The organism is Legionella nigrisilvae (assembly GCF_977063395.2).
The window spans coordinates 733,705-755,772 of record NZ_CDRUGZ020000011.1; the positions used below are offsets into that span (position 1 = coordinate 733,705).

Below are 22,068 nucleotides of genomic sequence, written 5' to 3' on the forward strand. Positions count from 1 at the left end.
TTTCAACTCCACCCGAGCAAAATATGGAGTTAATTATCTAAACCTAAATTATCTTGTTTAAATATTCGGTCTGCTCGATAACTTGAACGCACTAAAGGCCCGGAAGCTACTTCAAAAAAGCCTTTCTTTAATCCTATCTGCCTCAATTCAGCAAAGGTTTCGGGAGTCACGTACCGCGCAATGGGTAAATGATTTCTTGTTGGTTGCAAATATTGCCCCAGCGTAAGAATATCTACATTATGGACACGCAAGTCATCCATTGTCTGGATAACTTCTTCATCCGTTTCACCTAAACCTAGCATCAAGCTAGTTTTGGTCAAAACGTCAGGTCTGTAGCGTTTAGCAAATGAAAGAACATTTAATGTTTGTGCATATCCGGCTCTATTGTCTCGTACTGGATGAGTCAAACGTTCTACTGTTTCAACATTTTGTGCAAATACATCGACACCACTATCCAATAATACGGCAATATCTTTTTCTACTCCTTGAAAATCAGGAGTTAATGCTTCCACTTTAGTTTTAGGAGAGCGTCGTTTAATCGCACGGATAGTTTGCGCATAATGATGGGCGCCACCATCTGATAAATCATCTCTGTTTACGGAAGTTAACACGACATAATCTAAATTCATTAAGGCAACTGTATTGGCTGTATTTTCTGGTTCTTGCAAATCCAACCAACCATGAGGATTCCCAGTGTCTACTGCGCAAAAACGACAGGCGCGTGTGCACACAGCTCCCATTAACATAATTGTAGCAGTACCATGCGACCAACATTCAGCAATATTAGGACACTTTGCTTCCTCGCAAACAGTCGCTAAACGATGTTTTTGCACCTGCTCTTTTACTTGATGATATTCAGGAGTAGTATGATTTACCACGCGCAGCCATTTAGGTTTCGGTAAACGCTCATAGATTAGCCCTGTTGGTTTTACTCCGTCTTTAATTGCTGTTACCCCGTGAGATGTTTTATATTTTTTTCCACTCTCTACGACCACGGGAATATTAATGGGCTTGCTCATGTTATCACCTGAAAAACAAAGGTAGTGCTCAGCTTCTTCTTCTGAAGGGTCGAATTGGCGCATCTTGTACGCAAATCCAACCATTCGAGTAAACATTCGAATGGGAACCAGAGCTATTACAAACAAAGAAAGATGATAATCCCAAATCATCTAACTAAGATCAAGTCAAATTTAAAAAGTTACCAATAATCATTAAGATAAATAAAAGCACAATTGAGATTCCCAAATTCGACAATACGAAGGGATAGACCACTAAACTAACAGCGATAGCAAGCAAAAATAATAACCCAATAGTGGCTAGTCTTGTTCTTAAAGCGGCAAAGCGTTTGATCCGGCACAAGAGAAAATAAATAAGTAAAATCAGGAGTAGAGGTAGTATGTATACTCCTTGATACAGCAATTGATACATACTGGCTTGCCCACTGGGTAAATGCTGATCATTCAACCATTGTTCAAAGATTGTAGACCAATTCATCACACAGGTTTGCTGATATATAGTAGTAATTAGCCCTAGGAAAAAGGCTAATACAAAATACAAAGTTTTAGGATGCTGTTTTTTATAATATTGCCTAACAAAGTAAATAGTCATCAAGCCTAATAGTACTGCGGGTATACGCATCCAGGGCAACAATTCAAAAAAAGCACTGGGGTACACTTGTTGAAAATAGTGGACTATAGCTACAGAAGAGGCAAACAAAAATGCTGCAGTAATCTGACTTTTCCTTTGTGTCTCAATTAAAAGAAAAGCTAGAAATCCTGCAAAACAAAAAAAAGCGCAAGGAGCAAAGGAGTCCATAAGCGCAATGGTAGTTGTAAATTGAAGCCTTGACGGTTTTTCTACTATTCCTGTAATAAATCGATTTGCATTGGCCAAATGACGCAAAGTATTAACCGTTTCAATAGTTAATTCACCTTTATGTTCAATTTGCTTCTTACAATAGTTAATCGCTTGCAACAAATCTTTTCCAGTGGTATCTGCTGAAGCAAAACCAACCCAACGCGAATTACAAAAAAAGATTGATGGAACAGCAAAATCGTCCATTTGCTGTGCGCTCAATAATTGATAAAAACGACCTAATGAGTCTTTATCCTGATTAATATAATATCGTTGAACCTGTAAATCCGGATATTTTTTTTCCATTTCATGGAAAAAAGCATCAGCCTTTTGACAGTGGGGACAGGTGGTCGACAGAAACATTTCTACCTTTATGATCGCTTTATGATCTGTGATCGAATACCATGTGGGCAAAGGTTGAGCAGCCCACCCTGTAGCGCAAACAATAAAGAGCATTATGAGCAATTTGAAAGCAATTTTCATAGGATTCGTAGGTGCATTAAAAGGATACTATATCATCCTAAAAAACTCTGTTAATAGGTATGAATGTAATTTTCTAATTGTTCTATCACTCTAGCCTTATCTTCTAATAGATGATAAAGCAAATCACCTATTGATAAAATAGCGACCAACTCATCATTTTCATCACGAATTAACACATGTCTTCTTTTAGTGGCGGTCATAGCTTGCATTGCTTTTTCTACAACATCGTTAGGGCTAAGTATCGTTATATCTCTATGCACCACATCGTCAACCGTTCCTGTGTCGAGATTAATGCATTTGTGCAAGCAAGAACGAACTATGTCTCGCTCACTTACGATACCTACTAATTGATTGTCGTTATCTACTACAACTAAGGCACCGATATCTAATTCCGTCATCATATTAATGCATTTTCTTACAGAATCTTCTGGATGGATAAAAATAATTTTTCGCTTCGGTACTGGTAAGGCATTATGGATTAGGTCAGCCATTTTATTCTCCATTTGAACATACTTAACCTATTTTATAAATATAGTACAAATGGAGAGCTTTAAAGACTATTGTCGGACAATTATATGATTTTCTACACCACGTACACCAGGTACCTGACGCGCTATTTGTTCTGCAGTATCACTAAGTCTTATTTTTTTAACGTATCCAGTTAAAATTACAACATCTTGTCTTGTTTGAACATGCACTTGCGACACAGCAAGATCATCATTACGCATTAAAGCTTCTTGTACAGTTTGTGTTAAATCTGCGCCTGGAGTAGCCATAGGTGAAAACGACCTAAATATATTAGGAGTTGCTTGGTTCGACTGACAACCAACCAAAGAAAATAAAACAAAAACCACCAAGATATTTAGTACGTACTTTTGCATAAAGGTCTCCAATATTAATTCATAACGGTACTGTGATACTTCATGTAGTTGTTAACATCTAGCTAAAGTTCTCAGCAACAAGAAACCATTGCTCAAACTAAACAAAGTCAACCTAGAAAAGAGTCCTGAAGTACAGGATTACAACTCATGACAACATCCAGAAGTATGTGGATAGTATGTACTTTAACTGATTAATATACAAATAAATATCCAAGAGACTATACAATTTTATAACAAAACGGTGATGAAAAACTGAAACCATGTAAAAATGTTTAGATGGTTGCGCATAATAGAAAAACAGTCACATAAAATATAAGAAATAAAAGAGTCAACTAAGCTCTGACTTTAAAGTAAACGCATCCGATATTGCCAAACTAGGAAAAAGCTCATTGTGGATTGCCTGACATGATTGACTAGTGAGACAATTGAGTTGTGGTTGAGCACACCACCTAAAATAGATAAAACATTACCTAACGCGCCGGGAAAATATGTGTTACAAAAATGAATGATATTTAAATTGAGTAAACAAATATGGATAAAGACTATTATAAAATAATGGGAGTAAGTGAGGATGCCTCTGATAAAGACATTAAGATGGCATATCGAAAATTGGCTCGGAAATATCATCCTGATATAAGTAAAGAGCCAAACGCAGAAGAGCGCTTTAAAGAAATGGGAGAAGCCTACGAGGTTTTAAGAGACCCAGTGAAAAAAGCAGAGTATGATAATTATCGAAGAAATAAAGCGTTTCATCAGCAAGGAGGATCAACGCATTGGCGACCGGAAGAATCCGAACATTACTACAGTGGCCAATTTAATGAGGACTTATTTGAAAATTTATTCGGGCATTCTCGCTATCGCCAGCAACCGATGGCCGGACAAGATTATCATGGAAAAATAAATATCAGCCTGGAAAATGCATTTAAAGGAACGGTGACAAACATACAAATTCCTATGACAAACGGATCAGAAGTCACCATGCAAACCCTAAAAGTGAAAATACCTCCAGGAGTCAAATCGGGCCAACAAATTCGGCTTGCAGGACAAGGAGCCCCAGGAATTCATGGGGGCCCACGCGGTGATATTTATTTAACGATACAAATTGAGAAACATCCACTCTTTGATCTTATGGATGGTGATATCTACCTCACACTCCCTATTACTCCATGGGAGGCGGCGTTGGGTGCAACTGTGGTCGTTCCTACATTAGGAGGAAAAATCGATTTAAAAATTCCTCCTGGCTCTCAAGGGGGGCAAAAGTTAAGACTTAAAAATCGTGGGTTACCTGGTAAAACACCTGGACACCAATACGTACTTTTAAAAATTATTACCCCACCAGCAACCACTGAAGCTGCTACAGAGCTCTATAAAAAAATGGAGCAAGTAATGCCTTTTAATCCACGTGACAAAATGGGAGTATAAGCATGAAACAAGACAATACAATTATTGGCGTGCTTATCGAAGAAACGATGACCATATCATTTGATGAAGTATGTCAAAAATATCAGATACCTGAAGAATTGTTACATGAAATGGTTGAGTACGGTTTATTTTCTACAGAAACCACAAAAACAGAGCACCTGGAGTTAAATCCGAACGATCTCCGAAAAATTGAGTCGGCATTTCGCCTCCACCAGGATTTGGGAATTAATCTTCCGGGGGTAGCCCTTGCACTGGACTTAATAGAAAAAATAGATCAATTAAACGAAGAGCTTAACATTTTACGTAAACATTTTTGATTGCTTGATTGATAGTATTAGCCAGTAGCCTGGTTGGAACCAGGTTACTGGCTCAATCAATAACGTTTTTTTAGTTATAGATTTAACTCCCTAATCTAACTAGTTTTTCTGTAATTTTATGTTTTTTATGTCTAAAGTAAAAAAATTCCTCGAGCACATATTGCTACACATTGTGATATGGTAATACAATGGCAAAAGGATACCTTTTAATTAAGCAAAACCTATGCGCCCTTTGTTTATAATTTTAATTGTTTCCCTGGTCGTTTTACAGCATAAGCTGTGGCTGGGCGATGGAAATTTAATTCAATGGCAAAATCTTGAAAAAAAACTGGTTGTTCACGAACAAGAAAACAATAAACTGGCAACACGAAATCGAGCGCTTGAAGCAGATATTAGAGAATTAAAAGGTGGCGAGCAAGCTCTGGAAGAACAAGCACGCTATGAACTTGGAATGGTAAAAGGGACAGAAGTCTATTATCAATTTGTAGACTGATCATTCTCCGTTAAGCACTTAGTAATTCAAGATATTCAGGTGGTTGTTTGTCCCAAAGACTTAGCACAAATCCCCCTCCTCCAGAACCTGTCGGTTTTACAGCCAAGGCTCCTTCAGCAGTTAATCGATTCATATGTTGCTGCAAACTCTCGCTAACTAAGTTCCATTGATAAAAACAATCTGCCGCCTTATTAATTGCTTGCGCTAAAGAAGGGATTGCATCTGTTCCCCCCAGTTCTAAAGCATTTCTAGCTTCCTCAACTGCTACAACCATTTGTGCATCGATTTGCTCAGCTAATGTAGGATTTTTAGTCCATAAATCCTGGACCTGATGAATACAATGTGAGGTAATTCCGATTTGCTTACAGGAAGATAAAAAAAATTGAGGACGAATTTTTTGCTGAAGTGGTATAATTTTTCCCAATTTGAAATAAACCCCTCCCTCAGTAGCGACGCCTGCAACATCGAGCCCACTACTTTTTCCATGGAACAAATGTTCTAGTTCTTTTGCAAAATCATTACATTGACTTTGTTCTATCATTTTTTGCGCACAAAACCAGCGACTCATTGCCACACAAAGAGCTGCTGAAGCTCCCATTCCGGCTCCTACAGGAATTGTGCTATCTAAATGAAAATAACCACCTAATTGATTTAAAGAACGTCCCAATAATTGCATGCCATGTTCCAATACACTCCAAAACAAAAGCTGCATATCAGCACCACTAGTTCCCGTATAATCTGCCCCTAAAGAAGTTGCATTAACAGAATAAGTTAAGGTTAACTTTTTTTCCTTGATCGGAAATACAAGAGCTGGATGTCCCCGTACTACAGCATGTTCACCTGCTAAAATCCATTTGCCAAACGTTGTGGTTTCAAAATCACAGAACATCATAATTGCCTATTAAATAATCACGTTTAAATTCACGTGCCAATTCTGATTGGTTAGAACGATACAACAAATGAATATTTGGTCCTGCATCCATAGTCACTATAGGTCCATCGCCTTTTTTATGCCAAAAATTCTCTAAATGACGCAATAAATCAATGCAATTTTCAGTCATGTAGGAAAAAGGTTGCTCGCACGTATTAAATAACCGGTGCATATCTTGAAATTCACGCCAACAGATTTGGTAGGCCGAAGTCCAATCTTGGCTCATCAAGGCGTCTAATAAAAGTTTTAAGTTCTCTTTTGCTCTTTGACTACGTGTTTCATAAAAAGGACTACTCTTTACTCGTTGATGTGCTTCACTGGAGGGAACTTCCTTTTTCTTACTGCTAATAATCACCCCTTGATAAATTAACTCTGGGTAAGGCAAATCTACTGCTTTAACTTCATGATCATCCCATAGAGCCCAGGGAGAATAAAAAGAGCGACAGGATGATCCTGAGCCTAAACGGCTTAATTGTGCTTGTTCATCAACAGACGGCGTGGGTTTATTAGTTAATTCGCTCAAAGCGATCACAGCACAGCGAGTTAATGCCGCGAAGCTCGAAGCAGAGCTCGCCATTCCACTACTGTGAGGAAAATTATTACAAGACTGTACTAAGAACCCACCATCATAGCCAAAATATGCTTTTATGCGAGCGAGATGATCAAGAAACCTTTTCTGTCCTTCTGCAGAAAGAACAAAATTGTCAATTCCGCCAGGTATAAGCAATGGTTCCCAAATGTCTTTTTTCGAACTTGCTTTTTCAAGTCGAACTGTGCTTTTAAGTTCATTTAACGTATAAGACAAAGAAGGATTATCAGGACTATTAGAACTATCATCCTTTTTTCCCATATATTTGATCAAAGCAATATTAGCTGGGGCATGAGCTAGCCAATACATAATTTCTCCTTGGGATCCGTAAACTATTTCAATAGAGCCAGGTAAAGGCCTATAAGCGGTAACTCAAGAAATTTTCAATAGAAAAACCCGGGTTACGGTGTGCCTCACCCAGGCTACAAATACAAATTCTGAGTTACATTTTCATTTAATTATATTGTACGTAATTTTGAATTAGCCAATTGTGCTGTTGGGGTACCAGGATAAGCTCGTACAACTTGTTGTAGAAACTTCTTAGCCTCTTGTTTGTCACCTCGTTCAGCGTAGGCATAGCCAACTTTTAACATGCTCGCAGCCGATTTACTTGAAGTGGGAAATTGTTGTAGTACAGCGTTAAAATGCTCTATGGCTTGAGAATAATCTTTTTTAACTAAGTAAAGCTCGCCTAGCCAATATTGTGCATTAGCAGTGTAACCACCTCTTGGATATTTTTGTACGAATAAATTCATTGCACTCAAAGCATCATCATATCGTTTATTTTTTACCAATTCATATGCAGCTAAATAGCTAATTTGTTCATCAGCAGGGTTTGCTCTGGAAGCAGTAGATACAGGTACGGTAACAGGCGTAGTAACCGCTTTATTTGCTTGAACATCAGGAGCAGATACAGTTTTCTTAGGCGCAACGGGTTCCTTAGAGCCTACTGAAAGATCCAATGAAGGTTTATTTGAAGAGGCTTTCGCAGAAGTGGTCCCACTTAAACGTGAATCCAAATCCTTATAAAAAGCGACTTGCTGTTGCTGTAATAACTTCAAATCATGAGCCTGTACTTCTAATTGTCCACGTAGTTCTTGGATTTCTTGTTGTAAACTTTGGATTTTGTCAATCAGCTTGGCACTATCAGTAATATTATTATTTGAATCATTTGCTTGATCATCTTTAGCAAGCGCAGGTTCATCATCGGTTTGAGAATGATCTATTGTGTAATTCTCGTTACGAGCGATTTCAAACTGACCATTATCAATTTGTGGTTCATCGTACTTAGGGCCAACAGACGTTTCATACGCCTGTTGGTCAATCATTGCAAAATTTTCACTGTCATCAACCACAGGTGCCACGGACCAACTGGTCAAAGGTAGCAGAAAAATAAAACCTGTAGCGATAAGGTGTTTTTTGCAATTTATCATCTTGTTGCCTCATAAGTAAATTCAACGCGTCGATTTTGTGCATGTGACGCATCATCATGTCCTAAATTAATTGGACGCTCTTTACCGTAACTCACAACACGCATTTGTTGTCTATTAACACCGGCCATACGTAAAATGTCAGCTACAGTATTTGCGCGACGCTCACCAAGAGCTACGTTATATTCACGACTACCTCGTTCGTCAGTATGTCCAGCAATTAACACACGAGCACCTGGATGAGTCTTCAAGTATTCTGCCTGAGCATTGACGGAGGGTAAATACTTGGGAGCTAAGTTACTATCATCATAAGAGAACAGGTACAATTGATTATGAGGTGCCTTGGTTGTATAAGATTCACCTGGTTCTTGACCCGCAAAATGAGTGAACTGTCCTAAACCTTGAGCAGAAGCTTCGGCATCAGTAACTCCTACGCCATCTGCACTACCTGGTGTTTTGGAGCACGCAGCAACTAAAACAACACTCGCTACAAGCAGACCTAATTTACATAATGATCCGGCTTTCATCCTCAATCTCCTCGTTCTTTTTATTATTAACAAATTTCAAAGTTCCCATATAGGGTTCATGGGGCCACATTGTACAATTCTTTTTATTTTTTGGCTACACTAACTAATTAAACCAATTTCATCTTAATTCATGACCAGGTGCAGCGTATGAATCTTCTAGCTTGCTAAAAGCCGCCTGCTTTATCCTAAGGTCCGTCCCTGTTCGCGGTCTTCTCCAGAAGATCTGCCTAAAACATTGACTAAGCGGGCAGCATGGGAGTGGAACCCGGTCTTGAGAACTTTTTGTTCAAAACTTGGATTCCATTATACTAACCAGATTACGACGTAATTTACTGGAAACGAATCGATTAATGTTCAATATGAGATACTACAAAATGTGCTAAGATCGCAGTAAATTGTTGTGTTGCTCTATTGGCTGCGATTACACCTCCGTAAGGTGTATCACTAGGGCATGGAATTTGTAAATTGATAATTTTTGAAGCCAGTACTTTGTTATCACTTACATGGGTTAAAACCATTTTGGCTGAAAACTCCAGGACACTTGGTTTTTTAAGAAAATTCTGTTCAAGCGCCAACAATTGGGTATCTAATCGGTAATTTACACCTAAGGTATAGGCATTCGATGTAACCGCTTTAAATAGGTTGGTTCGTTGCAAGCTTTGCAGGATTAAAGGATAAAGCATATCTGCGGGTGGATTTACCCATGCATTTTTTGCAAACGGTTCCAATTCATAAGGTTTTTTACTGTAGAGCATTTGCTCTGTTTGATATCCGGCAGCGGCATCCGGTGGCGTAACCAATAAAGTAATAGGCATCGGTTCTTTCACCAACTGTTTCGAACTGTATGCATTCAATTGATACTGATTTTTTACAGAGACTTTAACAGGTGAGCATGCACTTAGTAATGCTGTACTCAAGCCCACGAGAAACACGGTCAACTTTTTCATCTTTATTCTCCAGGCCCAGGTTTTGGCGGTTTAGTTCCACGAATAACCACAGCAGGGTTTTGGCGCATTTCACTACTTACCTTTTCCAAGTTTGCAGAAATTGCATTCAATCTTCGTAATAAGATGACCGCTGGTGGGAGCGCTTCTTCAGAAATTTTATCAATAGCATTTTTTCCTGTACCCATAGTTTTTGATACACTGTTCCCAGCTTTACTCAAACTTTCCGCCATTGTATTAAATTTAGCTATTCCTACTCTTAACTCCTCAAGCATATGCGGGAAATCACGACTTGTTTTGGCAAGATTATCCATTAAAACATTAACATTCTTCCCGTTACTTGCAAGATCTTTAGAAAAATGATCAATATTAGTTAAGATATGCCGTACATGTTTTGCATTTTCTTCATTAAATATGCGTTTTGCTTCAGTACTTACAGAGTCTACGTCCTCGGACACCCTTTTTAAAATACCATCCAATTGAGTAAAAACAGAAGGTTTTGAAGGAATAACTGGATAGGGCTCACCTGGCATTTTTTGAATTGGGGTCAGATCAGAAGTGCTTGCGCTCAAACCAATATAGGTGACGCCAGTGATCCCTTGAGAATTTAACGTGGCGTATGTACTTGTTGTAATAGGTGTCCCTTCTTCGATATCCAACAAGATTTCAACTTGTCTTGGATCGCTTTGATTTAATTTTATTTCTTTTACATGCCCCACTTGTACTCCATTGTATTTCACAGGAGCATCCTGAGTCAGGCCAGATGCCGCTTCATGCATGAAAACGGTATAAGTAATATATTTTTTTTGATTAAAACCAACAGATAACCACAGCATTGTAGCTACTAAACCTACCAGCAATATAAGTACGACTACACCGACGATCGTGTAATTGGTTTTCGCTTCCAAGTATTCTGTCTCCAGTTACGCTTAGTGCCTTTCATACAATTAATGTTGGGAGGCTCTAGATTACATTTTACTGAAATAACCAGCAATTATTTTATTCTTATTTTTCATTAAATCATTAATCGGCTCAACACTTAAAATTTTTCCATCACCAATAAAGGCCACGCGATCTGTCGTCCGCTTTAAAGATTCTATATCATGACTCACCATGACTATAGTAAGTTTTAAAGAATCTCTTAAAAAAATAATCAATTCATCGAAAAGCCTAGCACTAAGTGGGTCTAATCCTGTGGTCGGCTCATCTAAAAACAACAATTCCGGATCCATTGCGATGGCACGTGCAGCTGCTGCCCTTCTTTGCATTCCCCCACTCAATTCTGATGGCAATTTGCCTGCGGCTTCTTTAGGTAACCCCACTAAAGCAATTTTTAACAAAGCCAATTCATACATGAATTGAGTATCAAGACTAGTGAATTCTCGCATAGGAAACATAACGTTTTCTATTACATTCATGGATGAAAATAATGCGCTATGCTGAAAAAGCATCCCCCAGCGACGCCGAAGCAAGAATGATTGCTCCATATCGAGATGACTAATGTCTTGGCCAAATATTTTAATGGTACCGGCTGTAGGCTTCAGTAACATGAGTAGACTACGTAATATGGTTGTTTTTCCGCTTCCTGAACCACCAATAATGGCTAAAATTTCGCCTTTTTCCACAGTCAAATTTACATCAGAGTGTACCCATTGACCACCGAGGCAATTCTTCAGTCCTTTAATTTCGATAATGGGTTCACTCATTTATAAATGCATCCGACTGTAAATGACTGAATAAATCGCGTCAGCAATTATTATTAAAAATAATGCTTGCACTACGCTTTTGGTAGTTTGGCTCCCAATATTTTTTTCCGTACCGGCCTCAACTCTGAATCCCTGAAAACAACCAACTAGCGCAATCAACATTGCAAAAGCGGGTGCTTTATATAAACCTAAATTCAATTGTGAAAGTCCCACAGAATCTTTCAATCGTTGCAAGAAATCGATGAAGGTAATGCCCAGCATGTTATTAGCCATTATCATTGCACCTAAAATACTAAAAACATCAGACCAAAAAATCAATAAAGGGAATGCGAGCAATAAGCCAATAACTTTAGGAAGGACTAATAATTCCGTGGGAGAAAGTCCCATAGTTAAAAGTGCATCCACTTCTTCATTCAGTTTCATACTGCCAATTTGTGCCGTAAATGCAGAACTTGTACGCCCAGCAACAATAATAGCTGTAATCAAAGGCGCAAATTCCCGAAAAATAGCCATCCCTGATAAATAAGCAATGAAGCTGTTCGCTCCATAAGTTTGTAATTGCAATCCCATTTGATAGGCCAAAACGACACCAATTAAAAAAGAAAGCAAAGCAAGGATGGGTAAAGCAGTAACACCCGTAGCATGTACATTTGCGATTATGCTTGGTAATTGAAATCGTCGCCAATTACCAAATGCTTCGAATAATTTAGTAGCCAAATCACCTATTAAAGCGACAAAACCATCTGCTTGTCGGAATTTATTCTCTGATTCTTTACCTAATTGATAAAGTAGATTTTTTTTATCGGGGACAGGAATATGATAATCTAAAACATCTTTTTTTGATTTAATTAAATCAATGAGTTGTTGTTGGGTTTCGCTAAAATCAGACAGCTGAACTTGATTTCCTCGTTGTTCGAGCAGGTCAATGCATTTAATTAAAGTTAAAGCGCCTGCACTATCAAAATCACTGATGCTTTCGCCGTTAATAATCACTTTTTGTTTTTTGGGTAATTCCTGTTCTTGGAACTGTGATAATAAATTCCCAATTCTCAAAACAGACCAGTGACCTGTACAGTGAACTCTGGCAAGTTCCTTATCGAACGTGATTTGCGCGCTGTTTTGTACCATAGTCATATTTATTGAGAAATAGCTTCAAGAATAATAGAAATATTCAGGAAGAGCAAAAACAATAAAACATGGTAACACAATAATATATTATTGGGGAGGTAAAAAAGGAACCTGAGTCAAGGTAATTAACTCAGGTAATTATTGTTAGAAATTAAACTATGCCTTTAGAGAACTAATTGAATTATTTAGTTCGGTAACTTTCTTGCCTCCATCAGCAAGAGGTTTAAACAGTGATAATTTAGGCAAATGCACTGAGGAACCTGCGCGATCCAATCCGGTATTAATAAGATTCACGAGATCATCCAAAAATTTTTCCCACCATCCACGATGTGTCCTTAATGTTTTTACAGAGCTTTTCTCATCGCCTAGAACCTCTTGGCTTTTTGATTTAAAAGTAACTAAATCACCATCATGGAGATATGTGTCTTTTAAGGCATTTATTTGGTTATAAATACTTTTTGCGGCTTGTGCAGCTTGTTGATATTTATATGCTTCTTTAAAATTGTTTTGTTGTTTATATTTTTTTGCTTTTGCTTCATATATGCCCAACTTAGTATAAATAGCCTTTAATTTTACATCAACATCAAAAAGCTGAATTTTTCGTTGCCTCAGGATTCTATTATCAACATTAGTTTCTTTGGCCAACTTATTATCACCTAAAATTTTTTTATGTCGCTGATGATCTTCTGAAATTAAAAATGTAACGGCTTTTTTATTGTCATCTGCTATGCTAGATTTCTCTTTTTCTATTTTCATCCCTTGTAAATTGCCTTTAAGTGGCGATTTAGTCTGAGTTGAGACCAGAGCTCCTCCTTTATCTTTCTCGAGAGAAACCTCGATTTTATGCTCATTCAGTTGAGGAGGATGTTTTTTTCCAGGCTCTGCTAATGAAGTCGTATTTAGACTTGAATTTTCTTCTACGACAGCAGATACCACTACAGGTTGATCACTACTTGTTGGAATGGTTTCAATTCGAACCTCTGGTGCGAACCGTTTTCTTAAATTCTTGATCAATTCATCGATTTCTGCATCCAGTTTTTTGATCTCTCCTTGGTGGAAAACAGTCAAATTTGTAGTACTTCTGCCCTTCTGTTTATCATTAAATTTCTTTAGAAATCCCTCCAAAGCTACAAGAGAGTTGCATTTTTTCAATTGCCCGATAAGTGTTTCCCTTATGCTTTTTGCCCAGGTAAACGACTCCATTTCTCTCGATTTCCCCATAACTTCTCCAACAGTTGAATCTAATTAAGTGCGCTTAATTTACACTTCATGCCAAAAAAACACCAGGGGAATTCAATAAAAAAAGGAGCAATTATAGAAAGTTACGTTATCTTAAACAAAAATTTCTATTGTTTCACAAAATAAATTACTTCTTCAGGAACAGACCAACTGCATGAGGTGATCATGTACCCAAGAGCCTAAAAACAAAATCCAATATAAGCTACGATTTTCGAGTAGTTTGCGGTCCTATTTTATGATAAAATTGCTTTTATTTTTTTCAAGACACTTAATTCAGGTATGCAAGAAAATTACAGCCAATTTGAACAACGCAAACATGGCATTACAAAAACTTGCGTTAATGCCGGCTACTCAAAGGAGAAAGCATGCCTTTAACTTCTAATACTGATGAGCTATTCCGTGGATTTTCTAAACTTTCTAGAGAAGAACGTTTTAAGCGCTTGTTAGCCTTAGGGGCAATCACCTCTGAAGACATTGCATTTCTTAAAAATGGAGGCATAAAGGATTTAAATTTAGCAGATAAACTGATTGAAAACGTCATTGGTTATTTTCAATTACCTTTAGGTGTAGCAACTAATTTTAACATTAACGGCCAAGACTATGTGATTCCAATGGCTGTTGAAGAAACTTCAATTATTGCCGCCCTATCAAAATCTGCCAAATGGATTAGACAATGTGGCGAAATAAAGACCTGGGTTCAAGGTGAGTGCATTATAGGTCAAATTCAATTAGCCAACGTAAAAGATTTCTCTAAATTTTCACAAATTTTCCATGAAAACCGTGCTTATCTCATCAGTAAAGCCAATAAAGATGTTGCTGAAAACATGGTAAAACGCGGCGGTGGCGTCATGGATTTGCAATTACGCCAACTCAAAAGAGAAGATAATCAAGATATGGCTGTCATTCACTTGACCATGAATAGCTGTGATGCCATGGGTGCCAACATTATTAATCAAGTTCTTGAATATTTGAAAACACCTATAGAGCAGTTAACTGGTGAAGAAGTCACTATGTGTATTTTATCCAATTTGAATGATCAAAAGTTAACAACCGCTCAAGTCACGATCCATACCATCGACCCAGTACTTGGTCAAAAACTGCAAGAAGCATCCCTTTTTGCAGAAATGGATCCTTATCGAGCCGCTACCCACAATAAAGGGGTAATGAATGGCATCGATCCTGTTTTGATTGCAACAGGTAATGACTGGCGTGCAGTAGAGGCTGGAGTACATGCTTATGCGGCTCGTGATGGCCAATATAGAGCAATTACCCGTTGGCGTTATCATGATGGAATACTTACTGGACAACTCACAGCTCCAATTATTGTAGGAACTATAGGGGGTGTTACTTCACTGCACCCTACTGCAAAAATGTGTTTACGAATGATGAATATTTCTTCAGCGAATGAATTAGCTCAAGTCATTGCGGCTGTAGGCCTAGTCCAAAATCTAGGTGCAATTAAAGCCTTATGTACTGAAGGCATTATTCAGGGCCATATGAAATTACATATTGATAATTTGCTCTTGGCTGCAGGAGCCAATGAAAATGAAATGCCTGTACTCAAAGAACATTTACAAAAATGGCTGGATTTGCATAAAAGAATTAGCCTTAACAATGCCCATGATTTACTGGCCAAAATCAGACAAACACCAATTGCCGTATGAAATGGTTAATCCCAGCAAAAACTTTTCTATTAGGTGAATATGCTGCCGTAGCTCAAGCTTCAGCATTTCTCATCACCACTGCCCCCTGCTTCGAGCTTACGTTTACAAAACAAGAAAATCACTCGGGAATTCACCCAGAATCTCCAGCTGGGCTTTGGTGGCAGCAACAACACTTAGAACAAAATCTTGTATGGAAGGATCCTTATGCAGGCCGAGGTGGTTTAGGAGCCTCGAGTGCACAATTTTTGGCAAGCTATTTAGCAGGTTGTTTCATAAAAAACACTATACCCAATTTAGACCAGATGCTTAAGGCATACTATGCATCATCATGGGCTGGGAAAGGATTAAGGCCAAGTGGTTATGACGTAATGGCACAATCTCAACAAGGCTGCGTTTACATTAATAAGCAACACAATATAATGAAATCCTACGACTGGCCCTTTCATGATTTGTCTTTCTTTCTCATCCATACTGGCGTAAAACTCGCTACTCATCATCATTTACAGGCCACTGACTTACCCGATCAGATTGATTATTTGTCACTTTTAGTTGATGAAGCAAAACAAGCATTCGAACATGCTAATTCCCAAAAATTGATTAGGACGATCAATCTCTATCATCAAAAACTCGCCGAGTTAAATTTGGTTGCAGAACATAGCCTAAAAATTATAAGTGAATTTAAAAAAGAGCCGGAGATACTCGCCATCAAAGGTTGTGGCGCTTTAGGAGCTGATGTTTTATTACTCATTACTGCAACCAAAAATGCGCAATTCCTTGCCAATAAATTAAAAATGCATCATTGGACTGTATTGGCTACAGAAAAAAATATTTATGTTCATGCTCCATTAATTAAATAATCTTATTTTTTATAATGCCAATTTTGCCTAAAAAAAATATTTGTGCCCTTTAAAATAACAAAAATTTAAGAAACATTATAAAAAGACTTGAAATTCTGTGCTAATACGGTATTATTCCAGCCTCTTTAGGGCCGTTAGCTCAGGTGGTAGAGCAGGAGGCTTTTAACCTCTGTGTCATAGGTTCGAATCCTATACGGCCCACCAGTTTTAGAGTACAGTTTAAAAAATATTTTGCCTTAAGGGCCGTTAGCTCAGGTGGTAGAGCAGGAGGCTTTTAACCTCTGTGTCATAGGTTCGAATCCTATACGGCCCACCATTCTGGTTATCAGCATACAATATCAACCAGAACCTAATATGGCAAAATATTAAACCCATACCTTATTGCGCTCGTAGCTCAGCTGGATAGAGTACTTGGCTTCGAACCAAGGTGTCGGGGGTTCGAGTCCCTCCGAGCGCGCCATTTAAAAGGCTCTTTCCCATCCAGTAGATGAACACGAACCTTATATTCTGGAACAACAGGGTATAGATCCCTGGAATCCACATGATTAATTTCATACCTAAACTAATTAACTAATCACTTAATACAATACGGCGTCATGTCTGAATTGCTGGGTAACTACTGTTACCACGAGTTTTTCCAATCAAATTCAGATTTAACAGCACAGCACCCTAACACGAGTTCTGTAAATTTCAAAGTTACTAAAGCCATAAGCTCTTCTTTGTATTAGTTTCATCTTTCGATGGAAACCTTCGGTCGCTAGAACCCCTACTTCCCAGGTTTAAGCGTATTCTGACGCTCTTCTTCTTCTTTAGCCAGCTCATTTGCCTCTTTTCGTGTTTGGGCTAAATTAGCTCCATCCTTGCGCCCAAGAAAAGAACCAATATAGCTTGATACTTCCGGTGGCAATTTTTGGGAAAGTTCTCCGCCAGCTAAAGCACCTACGGTTGCTCCTCTTGTAAATGCTTTAGCGGAGGAGACAGTTTGTACTACTTGAAGGCGCTGCGATTCAAAGTTGTCTTCTTTGAATACGTTATATTTGTTAAATGCTTCTTTTATTGATTTAAACTCATATTCGTTTTTAATCAACCGGTCGAACGCCTCGATATTGGATAGCACCCGACTCATCCTTATCAGATCTGGCTTATATGGTGCATATTGCCTAGCGGTATCTATAAACTCCTTGTTGTTTTTAATCAACCGGTCGAACGCCTCGGGATCGGATAGCACCCGGCTCATCGTTATCAGCGCTTCCTTATGTGACGGCAAATCACGCGTGATCATCATGAAGTCCTTGTGGTCTTTGATCAACCGGTTGAACACATCGGGCTCAGATAAGAATTCCACCAATGATGCTTCATAATCTGGGAAAGAACGCACAGCCGATTTGAAATCATCTACGTTTTCAATTAGCTGCTTTAAATCGTTATAGTTATGCTCTTTTAATGCTTGCTGTATTTGTATATTCATAACTTACTCCTTTTGATTCATTATCTATCATTATAGCTTACAATCGAAAACCTCAGTTTGGGCATGTTTAATACAGAACGATTAATTTTCTTCTGTGGCCAAAACGTGTCTCAACTGTGGCGCTACTACGCTGTAATAGGCAGTTTTAGGCAGTTCCTGGTGAGTTTGACGCTTTACAATGTATTGATTTATAACGAATTTAAAACAAGAGGATCAGGCTTCGAACCAAGGTGTCGGGGGTTTCGAGTCCCTCCGAGCGCGCCATTTTTTAGGGTCTTTCCCAATTACGGGGCACTCAGATTTAACAGCACAGCACCCTAATCACCCGCAGAGCACCTTAACACGCACTCTGTAATTTTCAAAATTTCTAAAACCATAAGCTCTATGTTGAATGAGTTTCATTTTGCGATGGAACCCTTCTGTTATTCCATTAGATTTACTAAACCGCCACATTCTGGCGACTTCATCTTTCCAAGCGCTAAGTGTTGGCTCATCCCCAAATCCGGGGGCACTTTACTCATCCACATAGCACTCTAACTCTTAATCTATAGCTTTCAAAATTTCTAAACCGGCTGTTAATTTGAGAATTTTTTAACTATTGTGTGTTGAGCTTTTAACCTAAAATTAACCCAGATAAGTATTATAAAAAGCTTTAAATAAGATCTGTTGTGAAATAATAAACGATTATGTAAAGTGTTAAACAAGTTCATAGATTGATATATAGTAAATAGCTTATTTAAATAATGGAAAGCATTAAAGATGCGCAGTTTTTTTATGAATATCACTTCCATGACCAACCTCAACAATAAGATTGGATATTCGAAACACATGAACTTGATCAAATTGGCTTAGATCTATTCCCTATTGGAGTTCTTATATATGAAACATAAAGAATATCATCGAATTGAACGAATTGGGTGGTTACGAGCTGCAGTTTTGGGAGCGAATGACGGTATTATCTCTACTGCAAGCTTATTGATTGGTGTTGCTGCTGCTCATACACCATATGATGGAATATTTGTAGCAGGGATTGCAGGTTTAATTGCTGGTGCCATGTCTATGGCTGCAGGTGAATATATATCAGTAAGCTCTCAAGCGGATACAGAAAAATCAGCCTTACAGCGAGAGAAGAAAGAACTTGCAGAAAGCTTACCGAATGAAGTTGAAGAGTTAACAGCTATATACGTTAATCGTGGATTGGAACGCAGTTTTGCCCAAGAAGTTGTAAAACAATTGATGTCTAAAGATGCATTAGGTGCTCATGCTCGCGACGAGCTTGGTATTACAGAAATAACAACTGCGCGTCCACTTCAGGCTGCAATTTTTTCTGCCTGCAGTTTTACTCTTGGCTCATTATTACCTTTGTTAATTATTTTTCTTGTTCCAAGAATCTACCTTATTCCATCAGTATCAATAATGGCGGTTCTATTTTTAGCATTACTCGGAGCAATTGCTGCAAAAGTTGGCGGGGCTCGAATATTATTAGGATCATTGCGTGTTGTAATCTGGGGAACAATAGCGATGCTTGTAAGTGCAGGTATTGGCTCGCTGTTAGGTATAGCAGTATAAAATGGACTACTAGGTCTGCAATGGCTCTAATCGGCCTAGAGTGCCGGAACTTGGGCTGCTATGCAAAAATTAAATAATCGAAGTGCGTAAGGCAAAAAAACCACTAGTTAACCTCATGTAGAATCATATTTTTATTCGGCAACTGCACATAATAACCTACTACCCACAATAGATTTTTGTTATAGCGAGAATGTCCATGTTCTCGGCTTATTAATTCTCTAGCCCGACGATCCCATTCTCGTTTTTAATTTTACTAGGTAACATTAAAGTTTTTTCCTACGTCACTGCACGATACTTTTAGTGGAGCAGAGGTATATAATATAAGAGAAGTGTTGTTATTAGGGCTGATTTATTTAGCAGTAGATTTACGCGATTTGCCTTTTGATGAGTATTTTTTAAATAATGGCATATTTAAAGAATAATACCTTTCTACTATTAATCAGCTACATTATACAAGCTGTTTAACGATTTCAGGGTGAGAGAATCGAACATAACTATGGAGATAAACAATTATGTATCATTTCAATGTTAAACGACACGACTCATTTAAAAATGTCATTGCAGAAGTAACAGAAGCACTTACAACAGAAGGATTTGGAGTTTTAACTGAAATTGACGTACAAGCAACCATGAAAAAGAAATTAGGCATTGAAAGAAAACCATACATTATTCTCGGTGCCTGCAATCCTCAATTAGCACATCGAGCGTTAGAAATAGATCCAAATATCGGGTTGTTATTACCTTGCAACGTAGTTGTTAGTGAAGAAAATGATGGTAGCGTGCTTGTTTCTTTTATGGATCCACTTGCTGTCATGGGCCTTGTTAACAAACCAGAAATTTTGGAAATAGCGCAGGATGCTTACGATCGGCTAAAGCGCATCCAGACAAAATTAAGTTAAGTTGCTTTCTACGATAACGAGGGAATTAGCTATCTTGCCAACTCCCTGGTAAACAGCATCATTCTAAGTCAATTATTACTTTTAGCGCATGAGTATTAGCTGCATTTTCGAATGTTTCATAAGCATCCATAATATCTTCAAATTTAAAGTGATGACTAATCAATAAGCATGGATTAATCTTTTTCGCACATACTGTTTTGAGCAACATGGGTGTAGTGACTGTATCAACAAGTCGGGTAGTAATCGCGATGTTCTGTGACCACAATCTCTCTAGATGTAAATCTACTTTCGCACCATGGACACCAATATTAGCAATAGTACCACCTGGCGCCACAATGTCCTGACATATAAGAAATGTATTGGCAATGCCAACGGCTTCAATAGCCGTGTCTACTCCACGCCCGTCGGTCATTTTCATTATTTTTTCTGCAGCTTTGCCATCTTGACTATTGATTGTGGCTGTTGCTCCAAATCGTTTTGCTATTTCCAGACGGTTATTATCTAAATCAATCATTATAATTTCAGCCGGAGAGTAAAATTGGGCAGTAAGAAGAGCAGCCAAGCCAATAGGCCCTGCGCCAACAATCGCAACTGTATTACCTGGTTGTATTTTTCCGTTGAGTACGCCACATTCAAAACCTGTAGGTAAAATATCACTCAGCATTACCAGAGCGTCTTTATCTACTCCTTTAGGAATTTTATAAAGACTGGTATCTGCAAAAGGTATTCGAACATACTCAGCTTGTGTCCCGTCAATTGAGTTACCAAGGATCCAACCACCGTTTACACAGTGTGAGAACATTCCTTTGCGACAATAATCACACTTGCTGCAGGATGTGATACAAGAAATAAGAACATGATCTCCTTTCTTAAATCCAGTTACTCCTGGACCAATTTGATCGACCACTCCTATGCCTTCATGGCCAAGAATTCGCCCAGGCTGGCATGTTGTTACATCTCCTTTAAGAATATGAAGATCAGTGCCACAAATTGTAGTCTTTGTGATCTTAATGACCGCGTCAGTTGCATGTATTATTTCGGGAACGGGCCGCTCCTCTAAAGATTTTTTCCCTGGTCCTTGGTATATGAGTGCTTTCATCGCGATACTCCTTAAGATCTTTTGGATTGGTTTTCAACCAGCTTTGTTGTAATAATAATTTTGGACGTTAATGTTCGATGCACTGGACATTTATTGGCTATTTCTAATAGTTGAGTACGTTGTTCTTGAGTCAGTGTTCCTTCTAGCTCAATTAAACGCTCAATATGATCGATTTTTGAATTATTGTTTTCACACCCAATACAATCCTCAACATGAATTTTTTCATGTTTTAATCTCACAGTAACTTGTTCCAAGGGAAATTTCTTAAGTTTTGCATACATACGTAACGTCATCGAAGTACATGAGCCTAATGCAGCAAGTAAAAAATCATAGGGTGAGGGACCAGTATCTTTTCCACCATTTATAATAGGCTCATCAGCTCTTAAAACATGATTTCCTATAATAATTTTCTGTGTAAACTGACCATCTTCTGTTTCAGAGACAACCGTTTCCTGGAGAATGTTCATTTGCTAAGCTCCTTAAGGTAAACTCAGGATCTACCTGAGTAAGCAGGAGTTATATGAATTAATGTTTGTAACGGATTTTCCATAAAACCTCCCTTTATTTA

At 38.2% G+C, this 22,068-nt stretch carries 23 protein-coding genes, 3 tRNA genes and 2 pseudogenes; 10 read left to right on the plus strand and 18 right to left on the minus strand.

Annotated elements, in window-relative coordinates; genetic code table 11:
* Positions 1-29 precede the first annotated feature (29 nt).
* From lipA to ACWTE2_RS03345, 4 genes are all read right to left on the minus strand, one after another.
* Positions 30-1,019, minus strand: coding sequence for a lipoyl synthase (gene lipA / locus ACWTE2_RS03330; protein WP_182393682.1), 990 nt, complete (start codon positions 1,017-1,019; stop codon positions 30-32).
* A gap of 160 nt (positions 1,020-1,179) precedes the next feature.
* A complete protein-coding gene (locus tag ACWTE2_RS03335) occupies positions 1,180-2,337 on the minus strand; it encodes a thioredoxin family protein (RefSeq protein ID WP_454784130.1) in 1,158 nt (385 codons plus the stop codon).
* A gap of 50 nt (positions 2,338-2,387) precedes the next feature.
* Positions 2,388-2,828 carry a CBS domain-containing protein gene (locus ACWTE2_RS03340; protein ID WP_454784131.1) on the minus strand — a complete coding sequence of 147 codons (441 nt, stop codon included), beginning with the start codon at positions 2,826-2,828 and terminating at the stop codon, positions 2,388-2,390.
* Positions 2,829-2,894: 66 nt separating this feature from the next.
* Complete coding sequence (locus ACWTE2_RS03345; protein WP_454784132.1) at positions 2,895-3,218, minus strand: BON domain-containing protein; 324 nt, start codon at positions 3,216-3,218, stop codon at positions 2,895-2,897.
* Positions 3,219-3,749: 531 nt separating this feature from the next.
* On the opposite strand from ACWTE2_RS03345, the gene ACWTE2_RS03350 reads away from it, so the two are divergent.
* From ACWTE2_RS03350 to ftsB, 3 genes are all read left to right on the plus strand, one after another.
* A complete protein-coding gene (locus tag ACWTE2_RS03350; protein WP_454784133.1) occupies positions 3,750-4,640 on the plus strand; it encodes a DnaJ C-terminal domain-containing protein in 891 nt (296 codons plus the stop codon).
* A 2-nt stretch (positions 4,641-4,642) separates the two neighbouring features.
* The gene (locus ACWTE2_RS03355; RefSeq protein WP_454784134.1) at positions 4,643-4,957 is read left to right on the plus strand and encodes a chaperone modulator CbpM; all 315 of its coding nucleotides are present in this window, start codon (positions 4,643-4,645) and stop codon (positions 4,955-4,957) included.
* 223 nt (positions 4,958-5,180) lie between these two features.
* Positions 5,181-5,450: a cell division protein FtsB gene (gene ftsB, locus ACWTE2_RS03360; protein ID WP_182391102.1), complete on the plus strand. Its 270-nt coding sequence runs from the start codon at positions 5,181-5,183 to the stop codon at positions 5,448-5,450.
* 10 nt (positions 5,451-5,460) lie between these two features.
* On the opposite strand, the gene ACWTE2_RS03365 is transcribed toward ftsB, so the two are convergent.
* The 9 genes from ACWTE2_RS03365 to ACWTE2_RS03405 all read right to left on the minus strand — a co-directional run bounded on the left by ACWTE2_RS03365 (position 5,461) and on the right by ACWTE2_RS03405 (position 13,926).
* The gene (locus ACWTE2_RS03365; protein ID WP_454784437.1) at positions 5,461-6,339 is read right to left on the minus strand and encodes a mevalonate kinase family protein; all 879 of its coding nucleotides are present in this window, start codon (positions 6,337-6,339) and stop codon (positions 5,461-5,463) included.
* Positions 6,329-7,279 (minus strand): diphosphomevalonate decarboxylase, encoded by a 951-nt coding sequence (locus tag ACWTE2_RS03370; RefSeq protein ID WP_454784135.1) that lies wholly within the window; start codon positions 7,277-7,279, stop codon positions 6,329-6,331. The genes ACWTE2_RS03365 and ACWTE2_RS03370 overlap by 11 nt, the downstream gene beginning before the upstream one ends.
* A 149-nt stretch (positions 7,280-7,428) precedes the next feature.
* Positions 7,429-8,403, minus strand: a complete 975-nt coding sequence (gene ybgF / locus ACWTE2_RS03375) for a tol-pal system protein YbgF (protein WP_454784136.1) — start codon at positions 8,401-8,403, stop codon at positions 7,429-7,431.
* Entirely contained in the window at positions 8,400-8,927 is a 528-nt protein-coding gene (pal, locus tag ACWTE2_RS03380) for a peptidoglycan-associated lipoprotein Pal (protein ID WP_454784137.1), read from the minus strand. The genes ybgF and pal overlap by 4 nt, the downstream gene beginning before the upstream one ends.
* A 347-nt stretch (positions 8,928-9,274) precedes the next feature.
* Complete coding sequence (locus ACWTE2_RS03385) at positions 9,275-9,874, minus strand: ABC-type transport auxiliary lipoprotein family protein (RefSeq protein WP_454784138.1); 600 nt, start codon at positions 9,872-9,874, stop codon at positions 9,275-9,277.
* Positions 9,875-9,876: 2 nt separating this feature from the next.
* Positions 9,877-10,779 carry an MlaD family protein gene (locus ACWTE2_RS03390; protein WP_454784139.1) on the minus strand — a complete coding sequence of 301 codons (903 nt, stop codon included), beginning with the start codon at positions 10,777-10,779 and terminating at the stop codon, positions 9,877-9,879.
* 60 nt (positions 10,780-10,839) lie between these two features.
* Positions 10,840-11,577: an ABC transporter ATP-binding protein gene (locus tag ACWTE2_RS03395; RefSeq protein ID WP_454784140.1), complete on the minus strand. Its 738-nt coding sequence runs from the start codon at positions 11,575-11,577 to the stop codon at positions 10,840-10,842.
* Positions 11,578-12,705 (minus strand): MlaE family ABC transporter permease, encoded by a 1,128-nt coding sequence (locus ACWTE2_RS03400; RefSeq protein WP_454784141.1) that lies wholly within the window; start codon positions 12,703-12,705, stop codon positions 11,578-11,580.
* A gap of 156 nt (positions 12,706-12,861) precedes the next feature.
* Entirely contained in the window at positions 12,862-13,926 is a 1,065-nt protein-coding gene (locus ACWTE2_RS03405; RefSeq protein ID WP_454784142.1) for a hypothetical protein, read from the minus strand.
* Between the two features lie 383 nt (positions 13,927-14,309).
* On the opposite strand from ACWTE2_RS03405, the gene ACWTE2_RS03410 reads away from it, so the two are divergent.
* The 5 genes from ACWTE2_RS03410 (at position 14,310) to ACWTE2_RS03430 (ending at position 16,925) form a co-directional block, all read left to right on the plus strand.
* Complete coding sequence (locus tag ACWTE2_RS03410) at positions 14,310-15,608, plus strand: hydroxymethylglutaryl-CoA reductase, degradative (protein WP_454784143.1); 1,299 nt, start codon at positions 14,310-14,312, stop codon at positions 15,606-15,608.
* Complete coding sequence (locus ACWTE2_RS03415) at positions 15,605-16,465, plus strand: hypothetical protein (RefSeq protein WP_454784144.1); 861 nt, start codon at positions 15,605-15,607, stop codon at positions 16,463-16,465. The genes ACWTE2_RS03410 and ACWTE2_RS03415 overlap by 4 nt, the downstream gene beginning before the upstream one ends.
* Before the next feature lie 128 nt (positions 16,466-16,593).
* Positions 16,594-16,669, plus strand: a tRNA-Lys gene (locus tag ACWTE2_RS03420).
* A gap of 36 nt (positions 16,670-16,705) precedes the next feature.
* Positions 16,706-16,781, plus strand: a tRNA-Lys gene (locus ACWTE2_RS03425).
* A gap of 67 nt (positions 16,782-16,848) precedes the next feature.
* Positions 16,849-16,925 (plus strand) — tRNA-Arg (locus tag ACWTE2_RS03430).
* Positions 16,926-17,118: 193 nt separating this feature from the next.
* Here ACWTE2_RS03430 and ACWTE2_RS03435 read toward each other — a convergent pair.
* From ACWTE2_RS03435 to ACWTE2_RS03445, 3 genes and pseudogenes are all read right to left on the minus strand, one after another.
* Positions 17,119-17,220, minus strand: a pseudogene (locus ACWTE2_RS03435) (transposase); the annotation flags it as partial.
* Positions 17,221-17,231: 11 nt separating this feature from the next.
* Positions 17,232-17,933, minus strand: a complete 702-nt coding sequence (locus ACWTE2_RS03440) for a hypothetical protein (RefSeq protein ID WP_454784145.1) — start codon at positions 17,931-17,933, stop codon at positions 17,232-17,234.
* Between the two features lie 321 nt (positions 17,934-18,254).
* Positions 18,255-18,419 (minus strand): annotated as a pseudogene (locus ACWTE2_RS03445) (transposase); the annotation flags it as partial.
* A 393-nt stretch (positions 18,420-18,812) separates the two neighbouring features.
* Here ACWTE2_RS03445 and ACWTE2_RS03450 point away from each other — a divergent pair.
* Together ACWTE2_RS03450 and ACWTE2_RS03455 are read left to right on the plus strand one after the other, a co-directional pair.
* Entirely contained in the window at positions 18,813-19,502 is a 690-nt protein-coding gene (locus ACWTE2_RS03450; protein WP_454784146.1) for a VIT1/CCC1 transporter family protein, read from the plus strand.
* A 512-nt stretch (positions 19,503-20,014) separates the two neighbouring features.
* Positions 20,015-20,401 carry a DUF302 domain-containing protein gene (locus ACWTE2_RS03455; protein WP_454784147.1) on the plus strand — a complete coding sequence of 129 codons (387 nt, stop codon included), beginning with the start codon at positions 20,015-20,017 and terminating at the stop codon, positions 20,399-20,401.
* 58 nt (positions 20,402-20,459) lie between these two features.
* Here the strand turns inward: ACWTE2_RS03455 and ACWTE2_RS03460 are convergent, their stop codons facing one another.
* Positions 20,460-21,500 carry a zinc-dependent alcohol dehydrogenase family protein gene (locus ACWTE2_RS03460; RefSeq protein WP_454784148.1) on the minus strand — a complete coding sequence of 347 codons (1,041 nt, stop codon included), beginning with the start codon at positions 21,498-21,500 and terminating at the stop codon, positions 20,460-20,462.
* 11 nt (positions 21,501-21,511) lie between these two features.
* Positions 21,512-21,967: an OsmC family protein gene (locus ACWTE2_RS03465; protein WP_454784149.1), complete on the minus strand. Its 456-nt coding sequence runs from the start codon at positions 21,965-21,967 to the stop codon at positions 21,512-21,514.
* Positions 21,968-22,068 lie beyond the last annotated feature (101 nt).